This window comes from Cellulosimicrobium arenosum (assembly GCF_014837295.1).
GTDB lineage: Bacteria > Actinomycetota > Actinomycetes > Actinomycetales > Cellulomonadaceae > Cellulosimicrobium > Cellulosimicrobium arenosum.
In genome coordinates this window covers 143047-156872 of record NZ_JACYHB010000006.1, presented here as the reverse complement: position 1 = coordinate 156872, position 13826 = coordinate 143047, and the positions used below count along the sequence as shown (strand labels likewise).

Below are 13826 nucleotides of genomic sequence, written 5' to 3'. Positions count from 1 at the left end.
CCTGCACCGCTTCTATGACTGACGAATCACTCACCGCGTCCGGAGCGCGTCGTGGTCCACGGGCCGGACGCAACCTGCCGGCCGCGATCGCCGTCGGCGTCGGGTTGCTGGTGGTGGTCGCGGCGAGCCTCGCGTTCCGCCCGGAGCCGTTCGTGCTGCTCGCCGTCGCCGCGGTCGGTGCGGCGCTGTGGGAGCTCCGGCAGGCGTTGAGCCGCCGCGACCTGCACATCCCGCTCCTGCCGCTGCTCGTCGGCACGGTGGGGATCCTCGTGTCCTCGTTCTACTCGGGCCCAGAGGCCCTGCTCGTGTCGTTCATGCTCACCGTCGCGGGCGTGGTGGTGTGGCGGACGATCGACGGTTCGGGCGTGTCCGCGGTGCGCGACGCCGCGGCGGGCACGTTCGCGACCGCGTACCTGCCGTTCATGGCGGGGTTCGTCATGCTGCTGCTCGCGCAGGACGACGGCCGGGTCAAGGTGCTGCTGTTCATCCTGCTGGCGGTGGCGAACGACGTCGGCGGCTACGTCGCCGGTGTGCTCTACGGGCGGCACCCGCTCGCTCCGTCGATCAGCCCGAAGAAGTCCTGGGAGGGCCTCGCCGGTTCGTTCGTCCTGGCGACCGCGGTCGGCGTCGTCGGAATGGTCGTGGGCCTCGGGGCGAGCCCCTGGGTCGGTGTCGCGCTCGGCGTGCTCGCCCCGCTCACCGCGACCGTCGGCGACCTCGCCGAGTCGATGATCAAGCGGGACCTAGAATTGAAGGACATGGGGTCGCTCCTTCCCGGCCACGGGGGCATCCTCGACCGGCTCGACTCCATGCTGCTGACCGCCCCGTTCGTGTACGTGCTGCTGACGCTGGCCGTCTGACGCCCGACGGCGAGACCCGCCGTGACCCCCACCGCTTGGACCCACCTCATGACCGTCCCGCCCGCATCCTCGGCATCCTCGGCCCAGTCCGTCCGCCCCTCGGCGGAGTCGAAGCCCCTCCCGCTCGTCATGACCGCGCCGCGGCGCGGCAAGCCGCCGCGGCACTTCGCGGACCTCGCGCCCGAGGAGGTCCGCGCGGCGGTCGTCGAGCTCGGTGAGAAGCCGTTCCGCGCCAAGCAGCTCGCGACGCACTACTACGCGCACCTCACCCGCGACCCCGAGGCCATGACGGACCTGCCGAAGGCATCGCGCGACGTGCTCACCGACGCGCTCTTCCCGCCGCTGCTCACGTCCGCGAGGCGCATGGAGGCGGACGGGGGCACCACGGTCAAGACCTTGTGGCACCTGTTCGACGGGGCGAAGGTCGAGTCCGTGCTGATGCGCTACCCCAAGCGCACGACGCTGTGCGTCTCGAGCCAGGCGGGCTGTGGCATGGCCTGCCCGTTCTGCGCCACCGGACAGCTGGGCCTGACCCGCAACCTGTCGATCGCCGAGATCGTCGAGCAGGTCCGCTCCGCCGCCCGCTCGCTCGCGGACGGGGAGATCCCCGGTGGACCGGCTCGGCTCAACAACCTCGTGTTCATGGGCATGGGTGAGCCGCTGGCGAACTACAAGGCGGTCATGGGGACGGTCCGGCGGCTGGTCGCCCCTGCCCCGGACGGGCTGGGGATGTCGGCGCGCAACATCACGGTCTCGACCGTCGGTCTCGTCCCGGCGATGCGCAAGCTCGCCGACGAGGGGATCCCCGTGACGCTGGCGCTGTCGCTGCACGCCCCCGACGACGACCTGCGCAGCGAGCTCGTCCCCATCAACACGCGGTGGAGCGTCGACGAGACGCTCGACGCCGCGCGGCACTACTTCGAGGTCACCGGGCGGCGCGTGAGCATCGAGTACGCGCTGATCAAGGACATGAACGACCACGGCTGGCGTGCCGACCTGCTGGGCGAGAAGCTCAACGCGCGCGGCAGCGGCTGGGTGCACGTCAACCCGATCCCGCTCAACCCCACGCCCGGCTCCATCTGGACCGCGAGCGACCCTGCCGTCGAGACCGAGTTCGTGGCACGATTGCGCGGGCACGGGATCCCGACGACGATCCGTGACACCCGCGGCAGCGACATCGACGGCGCCTGCGGGCAGCTCGCTGCAGAGGAGGACGAGTGAGTTCGCTGTTCACCGAGGTCTCGAGGACGCGGAACGGGTACGACCCGGAAGAGGTGGACGACTTCTTCGAGCACGCCCGCGAGGTCTACGAGGGCAAGGCCGCCGAGCGGTTGACCAGCACCGACATCCAGACGTCGGTCTTCGACCTCGTCCGCGGCGGCTACGACACCCACGAGGTCGACGCGGCGCTCGACCGGCTGGAGGGGGCTTTCATCGCGCGCCAGCGTGCTCAGTACGTCGCCGCGCACGGCCAGCAGGCGTGGATGACGGCGCTGGCCGAGCGTGCCAGGACCCTGTACGGGCGGCTGGGACGGCCCGACGGCGAGAAGTTCGCCCCTGCGGAGCGGGGGAAGCCGGCGTACGACACCGACGACGTCGACGACATGTGCGACCGCCTCGTCGCCTACTTCGATCGCCAGGAGCCCATCACGGCCGCGGAGGTCCGTGCGGCGACCTACGGTCGGGCCCGCGGTCGCGACGGGTATGCGGAGGGACCGGTGGACGCGTTCTTCGCGCGAGCCATCGAGGTGCTGCTCGGGGTCGAGTGACGGCCTCGGGCACGGTCGGCTGCGCAGGGCCCGCCCGGACGCGGTAGCGCCGGCGGACCCGGTCTCGGCGTCGCGGCCCGTGTCCCTGCCTCGGCGACTGCCGTTCCACCTCGGCCAACTGGGAGGATGGTGCCCATGCCCGACCGCACCGCACCCGCCCGCCCGGCCCCGCCAGGATCCACCGCGCCTCGCACGGTCACGATCCTCGGCTCGACCGGGTCGATCGGGACCCAGGCGCTCGACGTCGTGCGCTCCCACCCGGGCCGGTTCCGGGTCGACGCGCTGTCCGCGGGCGGGAGCGACGTCGGGCTGCTGGCCCGCCAGGCCGCGGAGGTCGGTGCCCGGGCCGTCGCGGTCGCGGACGACACACGGGTCCGCGCCCTCGAGGGGGCCCTGGCCGAGGCGTTCGCCGGTCGCGGCACGGCGCCCGAGGTGTTCGCCGGCCCGGAGGCCGCGGCCGAGCTCGCGGGGCGGGGGAGCGACGTCGTGCTCAACGGCGTCACCGGGTCCGTGGGTCTCGCGCCCACGCTCGCGGCCCTGCGGGGCGGGTCGACGCTCGCCCTCGCCAACAAGGAGTCGCTCGTCGCCGGCGGCGCGCTCGTCCGGGCCGCGCAGCGGCGTGCGGACCAGATCGTCCCCGTGGACTCGGAGCACTCCGCTCTCGCCCAGTGCCTGCGCTCCGGCGCACGCGCCGAGGTGCGGCGGCTGATCCTCACGGCGTCGGGCGGGCCGTTCCGCGGCTGGGCGGCGGACGCCGTCAAGGCTGCGACCGTCGACCAGGCGCTCGCGCACCCGACCTGGGCCATGGGGCCCGTGGTCACGGTGAACTCCGCGAGCCTCATGAACAAGGGTCTCGAGCTCATCGAGGCGCACCTGCTCTTCGACGTGCCGGTCGAGGACATCACCGTGGTCGTGCACCCGCAGTCGGTCGTGCACTCGATGGTGGAGTTCGTCGACGGCTCGACGATCGCCCAGGCCTCGCCCCCCGACATGCGCCTGCCCATCGCGCTCGGCCTGAGCTGGCCCGAGCGTCTCGACGTCGTGACGCCGCCGTGCGACTGGTCGCGGGCCGCGTCGTGGACGTTCGAGCCGCTCGACGAGGTCGCCTTCCCCGCCGTCGGCCTGGCCCGGGCGGCAGTCGCGGCGAGCGCGACCCACCCGGCGGTGTACAACGCGGCCAACGAGGAGGCGGTCCAGGCGTTCCTCAGCGGGCACGCAGGTTTCGGTGACATCGTGACCACGGTCGAGCGCGTCCTCGCGGCGCACGACGGAACGGATGCGGCGTCCGTGACGTTGGACCACGTGGCGGACGCCGAGGAGTGGGCGCGCGCCCGCGCGCACGAGCTGCTCGACCGCCGCTAGACCAGGACGCCCGGTCTGCGCGTCGGAGCCCCGCGCGGGAAGATCGAGCCAGGAGAACTCTGTGAGGACGAACGCATGGCGCTGGTGATCGGCATCCTCGTGGTCGTGGTCGGGATCGTCGTCTCGATCGCGCTGCACGAGGTCGGGCACATGGTGCCCGCGAAGGCGTTCGGGGTGCGGGTGAGCCAGTACATGGTCGGCTTCGGCCCCACGCTCTGGTCGCGCCGGAAGGGCGAGACCGAGTACGGGTTCAAGGCCATCCCGCTCGGAGGGTACGTGCGCATGGTCGGCATGTACCCCCCCGCCCCGGCGGGAGTCCGGCAGCGGGGCGGCGGGTTGTTCTCGCAGGTCGTCGCCGACGCGCGCGACGCCAGCACCGAGGAGATCCGCCCGGGTGAGGAGGGCCGGGCCTTCTACCACCTCTCGGCCCCCAAGAAGGTCGTCGTGATGCTCGGCGGGCCGTTCATGAACCTCGTCATCGCGTTCGTGCTCATGCTCGTCGTGTGCGTGGGCATCGGGCTGCCCGCGGTCACGACGACGGTCGGGTCCGTCGCCCCGTGCGTCGCCGAGACCGTGACCACCGCGGACGAGGAGTGCGCCCCGGACGCGGCGCCGTCGCCCGCGACCGCGGCGGGTCTCGAGCCGGGCGACACGATCGTGTCGTTCGACGGCCAGGACGTGTCGTCGTGGGACCAGCTCGCCGGCATGATCCGGGGTGCGGCGGACGCGACCGTCCCGCTCGTGGTCGAGCGCGACGGCCAGCGAGTCGACCTGACGATCACGCCCACCGAGGCGCAACGGCAGGTCGTCGCCGACGATGGCACACCCGTGGTCGACGACGCGGGGGAGCCGGTCACCGAGCCCGCCGGGGTCGTCGGTTTCACGCCGACCGTCGAGCGGAGCTCGGCGGGGGTCGGCACCGCGGTCGAGGCGACGTGGCAGCAGGTCAGCGGCACGGCGGCGATGATCGTCACGCTCCCCGTCAAGGTCGGCGAGGCGGTGGAGGCGGCCTTCACCGATGCGCCGCGCGGCCAGGACTCCGTGATGAGCGTCGTCGGGGTGGGCCGGGTCGCGGTCGACGTGGCCGGCGCGGACAACCCGGTGCTGGACCGGGTGGTGACCATGCTGCTGCTGCTCGCAGCCCTGAACGTCGCGCTGTTCGTGTTCAACCTCGTCCCGCTCCTGCCGCTCGACGGCGGGCACGTCGTCAACGCGCTCTACGAGGGCGGCAAGCGCACCGTGGCCCGGGTGCGCGGCCTCCCGCGCCCGGGGCCCGCCGACGTCGCGCGGATGATGCCGGTCGCGTACGTGATGTTCGTCGTGCTGATCGGCGTCGGCGGTCTGCTCATCCTCGCCGACATCATCGACCCCGTCCGCCTGACGTAGCCGGCCCGCCCACGCGTCTCGCCGCGTGGAGGTTCCGCGACGATGTGTCGCAGCGACCGCGAAGGTGCGTGGGCGTGTCGTGAGCCGATGCGGCGTCGGGCACGGGTCGGGGGATACTAGGAGGCGTGAGCGTACCTATCAGCCTCGGAATGCCTGCCGCACCACCGCCGGTCCTCGCGCCGCGCCGCAAGACGCGCAAGATCCACGTCGGCAAGGTGGAGGTCGGCGGCGACGCGCCGATCAGCGTCCAGTCGATGACGACGACCAAGACGACGGACATCAACGCGACCCTGCAGCAGATCGCGGAGCTGACGGCGTCGGGCTGCGACATCGTGCGCGTCGCGTGCCCGACGCAGGACGACGCGGACGCGCTGCCCGCGATCGCGAGGAAGTCGCAGATCCCCGTCATCGCGGACATCCACTTCCAGCCCAAGTACGTCTTCGCGGCGATCGAGGCCGGGTGCGCCGCCGTGCGCGTCAACCCGGGCAACATCCGCCAGTTCGACGACCAGGTCAAGGAGATCGCCCAGGCGGCGAAGGACCACGGCACGTCCCTGCGGATCGGCGTCAACGCCGGCTCCCTCGACAAGCGCCTGCTCGCCAAGTACGGCAAGGCCACGCCGGAGGCACTCGTCGAGTCCGCGGTGTGGGAGGCGTCGCTGTTCGAGGAGCACGACTTCCACGACTTCAAGATCTCCGTCAAGCACAACGACCCCGTCGTCATGGTCCGGGCCTACGAGCTGCTCTCGCAGGCGGGGGACTGGCCCCTGCACCTCGGTGTCACCGAGGCCGGGCCCGCGTTCCAGGGCACGATCAAGTCCGCGACCGCGTTCGGCGCGCTGCTCAGCCAGGGCATCGGCGACACGATCCGCGTGTCCCTCTCGGCCCCGCCGGTCGAGGAGGTCAAGGTCGGCAACCAGATCCTCCAGGCGCTCAACCTGCGCCCGCGCAAGCTCGAGATCGTCTCGTGCCCGTCGTGCGGCCGGGCCCAGGTCGACGTCTACACGCTCGCGGAGAAGGTGACCGCCGGCCTCGAGGGCATGGAGGTCCCGCTGCGCGTCGCTGTCATGGGCTGCGTCGTCAACGGTCCGGGCGAGGCGCGCGAGGCGGACCTCGGCGTCGCGTCCGGCAACGGCAAGGGCCAGATCTTCGTCAAGGGCGAGGTCGTCAAGACGGTCCCGGAGGCGATGATCGTCGAGACCCTCATCGAGGAGGCGCTGCGCATCGCGGACACGATGACCCCGGAGAACGACGCGCAGGCCGGCTCGCCGGTCGTCACCGTCGGCTGACCTCGGTGGCACGCTGGCGCCCGGCGGTCTCGTCGGACCCGTCGCGGCGCGGGCGTCCTCGCCCCCGGGCACGCGAGCTGCGAGACGTCGACGTGGCCGAGGCCCTGGCCGTGTGTGCGGGCGATCCGGTCGCGTCCGCGCTCGCCGCCTCGCGGCTCGAGGTCGCGCGGCGCGTGGGCCTGCGTGCCGCGGGCGGCCAGGCGTGGGGGTTCCCCGCCGAGGGCGCCCTCGAGGCCGTGTGCTGGTCGGGCGCCAACCTGGTCCCGGTGGTCCCGGTGACCCTCTCCGCCGCCGACCGCGACGCGGCCGTCGCGGGGTTCGCGGTGCTCGCGATGCGGTCCGGGCGCCGGTCGTCGTCGGTCGTGGGGGAGCGTGCCGGCGTGCTCGCGCTGTGGGACCTGCTCTCGGCGTCGTGGCCGGTACCCCGCGAGGTCCGGTCGGAGCAGCCCTCGCTGGCGATCGACCGCGAGCCCGACGTCGAGCCCGACCCGCTCGTGCGCCGCTCCGTCCTCGCCGAGGTGCCGGTGGTGCTGCCGGCGTGCGTGAGCATGTTCACCGAGGAGGTCGGCTACTCGCCCGTGCAGGGCGGCGGCCGCGCCTACGCCGATCGGGTGCGCGCGCTCGTCAGTGCCGGCAGGTCGTTCGTCCGGATCGACGAGACGGGCCCGGACGGCGCTCCCGGCCAGGGGGCGCACGTCGTCTTCAAGGCGGAGCTGGGCGCCGTGACGGACCGGGTGGCCCAGGTCCAGGGCGTGTGGGTGGACCCGCGCTACCGGGGCCGGGGGTTCGCCGCGCCGGGGATGGCGGCGGTCGTCCGGCAGACGCGCGCCCTGCCCGGCGGTGCCGCGGCGAGCCCGCCGGTGGTCTCCCTCTACGTCAACGACTACAACGCCCGTGCCCTCGCGACCTACCGGCGGGTCGGCTTCGAGCAGGTCGGCAGCTACGCGACCGTCCTGTTCTGAGCCCTACCGCAGCAGGCGGGACATGCGGCGGTCCGCGAGCACCTGCCCGCCGGTCTGGCACGTCGCGCAGTACTGCAGGCTCCGGTCCGCGAAGCTCACCTCGCGCACCGTGTCCCCGCACACGGGGCACTTCTGACCCGCGCGGCCGTGCACGCGCATCCCGGAGCGCTTCGCGTCCTTCAGCTCCGCCGCGGGCCGGCCCGACGACGTGGCGACCGCCGCTGCGAGCACCTCGCCCACGGCGGCGTGCAGCCTGGCCACCTCGTCCGGCGCGAACGACCGGGTGAGCTTGAACGGGCTCGTGCGCGCGGCGTGCAGGATCTCGTCGGAGTACGCGTTGCCGATGCCCGCGATCGACGACTGGTCGCGCAGGAGGCCCTTGACCTGCTGGTTCCGGGCGGCCATGAGCTCCCCGAGCACGTCGGCCGTGAACGCCGGGTCCAGCGGCTCGACGCCCAGCGTCTCGATCGCGCGGACCTCGGCCGGGTGCCGTACGACGTGCACCGCGAGCCGCTTGCGCGTGCCCGCCTCGGTGAGGTCGAAGCCCGCGCCGTCGTCGAACCGGACCCGGAGCGCGAGAGCGGCGATCTTGCCGCCCCCACCGCCGCCGAGCCGTGGTCGGACGGGGGTGGTCGGCGACTTCTCCGACCACCGCAGCCAGCCACCACGGGCGAGGTGGAAGACGAGGTGGAGGCCGTCGTCGACCACGAGGTCCAACCACTTGCCGTGCCGACGGGCACCGGTGACCGTCCCGCCGACCAGGGCGGTGACCGGCGGGTCGAACGTCTTGAGCGCGGCGATCTGGGCCACGTCCGCGGCGACGACCGACCGCCCTGCGGCGCGGTCGTCGAGGAACCGGACGAGGGCCTCGACCTCGGGGAGCTCGGGCATGGAGCCATCCTCGCCGCCGGTAGGGTTGGGCGCATGTCATCCGACCTCCTGCGCCTGTCCTCCCTCTTCGTCCGGACGCTGCGCGAGGACCCGGCCGATGCCGAGGTCGCCAGCCACCGCCTCCTCGTGCGTGCCGGGTACATCCGTCGCGCGGCCCCCGGCATCTACACGTGGCTGCCGCTCGGCCTGCGCGTGCTCGCCAAGGTCGAGGCCGTCGTCCGCGAGGAGATGACCGCAGCGGGCGCGCAGGAGGTGCACTTCCCTGCGCTGCTGCCGCGCGAGCCGTACGAGACGACCGGGCGCTGGACCGAGTACGGACCCAACCTGTTCCGGCTCACCGACCGCAAGGACGGCGACTACCTCCTCGCGCCGACGCACGAGGAGATGTTCACGCTCCTGGTCAAGGACCTGTACTCGTCGTACAAGGACCTGCCGGTGACGCTGTTCCAGATCCAGACGAAGTACCGGGACGAGGCGCGTCCTCGCGCGGGGCTCATCCGCGGTCGTGAGTTCGTGATGAAGGACGCCTACTCGTTCGACACCACCGACGCGGGACTGGACGCGTCCTACGCGGCACAGCGCGCCGCGTACCAGCGCATCTTCGACCGGCTCGGTCTCGAGTACGTGGTCGTCGCGGCCACGTCGGGCGCCATGGGCGGCTCGCGCTCGGAGGAGTTCCTCACGCCGACGCCGATCGGGGAGGACACGTTCGTGCGCTCTCCCGGCGGCTACGCGGCGAACGTCGAGGCCGTGGTCACGCCCGTGCCCGAGGCGATCGACGCCACCGACGCGCCCGCCGCGCACGTCGAGGAGACGCCCGGCACACCCACGATCGACTCCCTCGTCGCCTTCGCCAACGCGCACCACGCGCGCGACGACCGGCCATGGACCGCAGCCGACACGCTCAAGAACGTCGTGCTGGCCGTCACGCACCCGGACGGTCGCCGCGAGATCGTCGTCGTGGGTCTGCCGGGCGACCGCGGGGTCGACCTGAAGCGTGCCGGTGCCGCGTTCGAGCCCGCAGAGGTCGAGCCCGCCACGGACGCGGACTTCGCAGCGCACCCCGAGCTCGTCAAGGGCTACATCGGCCCGCGGGCCTTCGGCCCGAGCGTCGCCGACGAACGACCGCAGGTCGACGAGAGCGTGGCCGACAACGTGACGGCGCGGCAGCCGGTCCGGTACCTGCTCGACCCTCGGGTCGTGTCCGGGACCCGCTGGATCACCGGTGCCGACGAGGACGGTCGGCACGTGTTCGACCTCGTCGCCGGTCGGGACTTCAGCGCCGACGGGGCCATCGAGGCGGCGGAGGTCCGCGCCGGGGACCCTGCGCCCGACGGTTCCGGTCCGCTGGAGCTCGCGCGAGGTATCGAGATCGGTCACATCTTCCAGCTCGGGCGCAAGTACGCCCAGGCGCTGGGACTGACGGTCCTCGACGAGAACGGCAAGCAGGTCGTGGTGACCATGGGCTCGTACGGCATCGGCGTCACCCGGGTGCTCGCGGCGCTCGCGGAGGCCAACCACGACGACGCCGGGCTCGCGTGGCCCGCGCACGTCGCGCCGGCACACGTGCACGTCGTCGCGACGGGCAAGGACGCGGCGGTGTTCGAGGAGGCCGAGAGGATCTCCGGCGAGCTGGTGGCGCGGGGCGTCGAGGTGATCTACGACGACCGTCCCAAGGTCTCGCCCGGCGTGAAGTTCAAGGACGCCGAGCTGCTCGGGGTCCCGGTGCTGCTCGTCGTGGGCCGCGGCCTGGCCGACGGGGTCGTCGAGCTCCGGGCGCGGATGGGCGAGGCCGAACAGGCCCCGGTGGCCGACGCCGTCGACCGGGCCGTGGAACGCGTCCAGCAGCTGCTGGGCTGAGCCGTCGCCCGGGCCGCTGCGGGGACTGCGGCCGGGTCGGGCCGCCGTGGGCGGGGGCTCAGCCCTCGGCCTGCTCCGGCATGCCGGGGAAGGCCGAGGGTGCGGCGCCCCACGAGACGGCCGCGGACCACGCGTCCTCGAGCAGCCCGACGGACGTCGCCCGGGACTGGGGCGTCGCCGTCGCGACGAGGGACGCGTAGGAGACCGCCAGGTCGGTCTCGAGCAGCTGGGCGAGGGCCCGGACGTCGTCGTCGGGCAGGACGTATGCGACTCGGCGCGGATCCTGGTCGGTCCCCCCGGTGCCTGCGGCCAGTGCCCAGGCCTGCGCGCGTGCACGGTGCTGCGCGGCCCGCTCCACCGCGCGCGTGCGGACCTTGCCGTCGGTCTGCGCGGCCCGGACCTCGTAGGCGTACCCCGCCGAGTCCTCGGAGGCGACCAGGGTCGCAAGGTCTGCTGCACCGACCCCCGAGGGGGCCTCGTCCACGACGGGGACGGCGGTCACCAGGACGTCCGCGGCCTCCGAGCCGGTGGCCGCGGCGAGCCGACGGGCGGACAGGTCCTCCGACGTCGCCACCGAGGCCAGCAGACGTGCGAGCTCCCCGTCCTGCGTCGCGTCCGCGGAGGCGCCCGTGCGTTGGGACGCCTCGACGAGCGCGGTCACGACGTCGTCGGTGGTGGCCGGCTCGGTGGTCGCGGACGCGGACCCCGTGTCCTCGGACGAGCTCTCGGCCGCCTCGTCGTCCGTGCGCGGTGCCGTCGTGGTCACGGCGGGACGGGGTTGGTCGTCGGTGGATCCGAGCCCGGACGGGAGCCCGGAGTCGTAGACGCCCCCGAGCGCGTCGACGTGCTCCGTGGCGAAATCGTCCACCTCGGCGAGCAGCGCGAGGACGTCGGCGTCTTTCACCGTCGGCGTGACCTCGCTCACCAGCTCGCTCACGGTGCGGGCGTCGAGGACGGCGGTCTCGCGGACGAGCTCGCGGGCGTCCGGGACCGGTTCCGTGGGTGTCGGGGTCTCGATCCGGAGGCCGCATCCGCCGAGCAGGACCGCGAGCGCGAGCGCCGCGCCGGCCGCCGGGACCGCGGACGGACGGCGGCGCCCTCGGGGCGGGTCGTCGGGAGCGGCGGGGGGTGCCGCGGTCGCGTGCGCACTCATCAGGGGCGATGATGTCACGTTCCGGGCAGGTGAGTCGTTACGCTGAGCACTGGTCGAGGCAGGACAACAACACACCGGTCGTATCCGTGCCCGGCGTGCGAGCCGACGGGAGCTGAGTTTCATGGCAGGGCAGGCGGGCGATCAGCCCTCGAAGCGAGGCGAGGACACGCTGAGCGCGAGCGTTCGACGAGTCGTGCGACCGGTGGTCGAGACCGAGGGTCTCGTGCTCGAGGACGTCACGGTCTCTCGCGCGGGCTCCCGGTCGGTGGTGCGGATCGTGGTCGACCTCCCCGACGACGTGCTGGGGAGTCTCGACCTCGACACGGTCGCCGAGGTGTCACGACCGGTGTCGGCCGCGCTGGACGACGTGGGCGCTCTGCGCGGTGCCTACACGCTCGAGGTCTCCACGCCGGGTACCGACCGCGCGCTGACGCAGGCACGCCACTTCCGCCGCGCCCGCGGGCGCGTGGTGAGGCTCCGGCTCGTCGACGGCGGTGACGTGGAGGGCCGGCTGGTCGACGTCACGACGCCCGCGCCGGGTGACGCAGAACGCGTCGACCTCGCTCTCGACGTCAAGGACGCACGCGGCCGGGTGCGCTCGTGCAGCGTCCCGCTCGCCGACGTCGTGCGCGGGCAGGTGCAGGTGGAGCTGCGGCGCGCGCTCGACGCGGCGCTGCCCGAGCTCGACGGCGAGAGCACCGGCACGACCGCCGCCGGCCGCGGCACCGACGACGAGGAGGCTTGACCTGATGGACATCGACATGACGACCCTGCGCCTGCTGGAGCGCGAGCGGGACCTCAGTCTCGACGTGCTCGTCGGCGCGATCGAGCAGGCCCTGCTCTCGGCCTACCACCGCACGCCGGAGGCGTACGCGCGGGCGCGCGTCGAGCTCGACCGCAAGTCCGGGCACGTGACGGTCTGGGCGCGCGAGGCGATCGCCGCTCCCGACCAGGACGAGGAAGCTGCCCCAGGGCCGGTCGAGCTCGGACCCGAGTTCGACCACACCCCTGCTGACTTCGGTCGCATCGCGACCGCGACAGCCCGCCAGGTGATCGTGCAGCGGCTCCGCGACGCGGAGGACGACCAGATCCTCGGCACGTTCCGCGGCAAGGAGGGCGAGGTCCTCGCGGGTGTCATCCAGCAGGGGCGCGACCCCCGCACGGTGCTGGTGGAGGTCGGCGGCACCGAGGCGGTCCTGCCACCGCACGAGCAGGTGCCGACCGAGGAGTACGTGCACGGCGAGCGGCTGCGCGCCTACGTGCTCGAGGTGGCCCGTGGGATGAAGGGCGCGCAGATCACGTTGAGCCGAACGCACCCGAACCTCGTGCGCAAGCTGTTCGAGCTCGAGGTCCCGGAGATCGCGGACGGTTCGGTGGAGATCACGGCGATCGCACGGGAGGCGGGCCACCGCTCCAAGGTCGCCGTGCGTTCGACCGTGCCGGGTCTCGGTGCCAAGGGCGCCTGCATCGGCCCGATGGGCTCGCGCGTCCGGGCGGTGATGGCGGAGCTGCACGGCGAGAAGATCGACATCGTGGACCACGCGGACGACCCCGCGCGGTTCGTGGCCAACGCGCTGTCCCCGGCGCGTGTGTCGTCGGTCACCGTCGTGGACGAGGTCGCGCGCGCCGCGCGCGTCGTGGTGCCCGACTTCCAGCTCTCGCTCGCCATCGGCAAGGAGGGGCAGAACGCCCGTCTCGCCGCGAAGCTCACCGGTTGGCGGATCGACATCCGGTCCGACGAGGGCGGTGCCACGGAGCCCGGAACCGCCGCGGACGCGGACGCGGACGCGGGTGGGGCGGCGCGGTGAGCAGGAGCTCCGCGCCGTGAACCGGTCACACGCGCTGGGCGGGCGCGGTAGACTGTCAGGGACCGGGCCACGATCCGTCATCCCCAGCATGCCTACCGACCCTTCTGCGCTGCGCGAACCGCAGCAGGTTGGACCGGTTCGTACGTGCGTCGGGTGCCGGGGTCGTGACCTGAGGTCAGTTCTTCTCCGACTGGTCCTCGACCGCTCGGACGGGAACGATGAGCCTCGTCTCGTCGTCGACGTCCGCGGCTCGTTGCCCGGTCGCGGTGCGTGGCTCCATCCCGAGCCGCGGTGCCTCGAGGCGGCTGAGCGTCGGCGGTCGGTCCCGCGGGCCCTGCGTATCGCAGGTCCGCTCGACCTCACGCACGTGCACGCCGTCGTCGAGGCCCACCGGGGAGAGCGCCGCTGAGCTGTCCGTCCCGACCGCGGGACGGGTACGAGATCCGACCGGGCACGACGCGTTCGTGGCCGGCCGCACCGCACGAC

The 13826-nt window shown here is 73.1% G+C and carries 13 protein-coding genes; 11 read left to right on the top strand and 2 right to left on the bottom strand.

The features are described from left to right. The first annotated feature begins 14 nt into the window (after positions 1–14). From IF651_RS09475 to IF651_RS09445, 7 genes are all read left to right on the top strand, one after another. Positions 15–860, top strand: a complete 846-nt coding sequence (locus IF651_RS09475; RefSeq protein ID WP_191828858.1) for a phosphatidate cytidylyltransferase — start codon at positions 15–17, stop codon at positions 858–860. 48 nt (positions 861–908) lie between these two features. Then, positions 909–2081, top strand: coding sequence for a dual-specificity RNA methyltransferase RlmN (rlmN, locus tag IF651_RS09470; protein ID WP_191828931.1), 1173 nt, complete (start codon positions 909–911; stop codon positions 2079–2081). Further along, positions 2078–2629 carry a DivIVA domain-containing protein gene (locus IF651_RS09465; RefSeq protein ID WP_191828857.1) on the top strand — a complete coding sequence of 184 codons (552 nt, stop codon included), beginning with the start codon at positions 2078–2080 and terminating at the stop codon, positions 2627–2629. Before rlmN ends, IF651_RS09465 begins: the two co-directional genes overlap by 4 nt. Before the next feature lie 135 nt (positions 2630–2764). Continuing rightward, entirely contained in the window at positions 2765–3991 is a 1227-nt protein-coding gene (gene dxr / locus IF651_RS09460; protein ID WP_191828856.1) for a 1-deoxy-D-xylulose-5-phosphate reductoisomerase, read from the top strand. 75 nt (positions 3992–4066) lie between these two features. After that, a complete protein-coding gene (locus IF651_RS09455; protein ID WP_191828855.1) occupies positions 4067–5377 on the top strand; it encodes a M50 family metallopeptidase in 1311 nt (436 codons plus the stop codon). 149 nt (positions 5378–5526) lie between these two features. After that, positions 5527–6666 (top strand): flavodoxin-dependent (E)-4-hydroxy-3-methylbut-2-enyl-diphosphate synthase, encoded by a 1140-nt coding sequence (gene ispG, locus IF651_RS09450; RefSeq protein WP_191828930.1) that lies wholly within the window; start codon positions 5527–5529, stop codon positions 6664–6666. Between the two features lie 92 nt (positions 6667–6758). Continuing rightward, on the top strand, positions 6759–7628 hold the full coding sequence (locus IF651_RS09445; protein WP_338403872.1) for a GNAT family N-acetyltransferase: 870 nt from the start codon (positions 6759–6761) through the stop codon (positions 7626–7628). A gap of 3 nt (positions 7629–7631) precedes the next feature. Here IF651_RS09445 and IF651_RS09440 read toward each other — a convergent pair whose 3' ends face one another. After that, a complete protein-coding gene (locus IF651_RS09440) occupies positions 7632–8519 on the bottom strand; it encodes an Fpg/Nei family DNA glycosylase (protein WP_191828853.1) in 888 nt (295 codons plus the stop codon). Positions 8520–8552: 33 nt separating this feature from the next. On the opposite strand from IF651_RS09440, the gene IF651_RS09435 reads away from it, so the two are divergent. Continuing rightward, positions 8553–10379 (top strand): proline--tRNA ligase, encoded by a 1827-nt coding sequence (locus IF651_RS09435; protein WP_191828852.1) that lies wholly within the window; start codon positions 8553–8555, stop codon positions 10377–10379. A 58-nt stretch (positions 10380–10437) separates the two neighbouring features. Here IF651_RS09435 and IF651_RS09430 read toward each other — a convergent pair whose 3' ends face one another. After that, positions 10438–11532, bottom strand: a complete 1095-nt coding sequence (locus IF651_RS09430; RefSeq protein WP_191828851.1) for a DUF4439 domain-containing protein — start codon at positions 11530–11532, stop codon at positions 10438–10440. Between the two features lie 202 nt (positions 11533–11734). Here IF651_RS09430 and IF651_RS09425 point away from each other — a divergent pair, with 202 nt between their 5' ends. The 3 genes from IF651_RS09425 (at position 11735) to IF651_RS09415 (ending at position 13749) form a co-directional block, all read left to right on the top strand. Then, a complete protein-coding gene (locus IF651_RS09425) occupies positions 11735–12277 on the top strand; it encodes a ribosome maturation factor RimP (RefSeq protein WP_338403871.1) in 543 nt (180 codons plus the stop codon). A gap of 4 nt (positions 12278–12281) precedes the next feature. Further along, entirely contained in the window at positions 12282–13340 is a 1059-nt protein-coding gene (nusA, locus tag IF651_RS09420; RefSeq protein WP_191828849.1) for a transcription termination factor NusA, read from the top strand. Positions 13341–13428: 88 nt separating this feature from the next. Further along, entirely contained in the window at positions 13429–13749 is a 321-nt protein-coding gene (locus IF651_RS09415) for a YlxR family protein (protein ID WP_191828848.1), read from the top strand. The last annotated feature ends 77 nt before the right edge of the window (positions 13750–13826 follow it).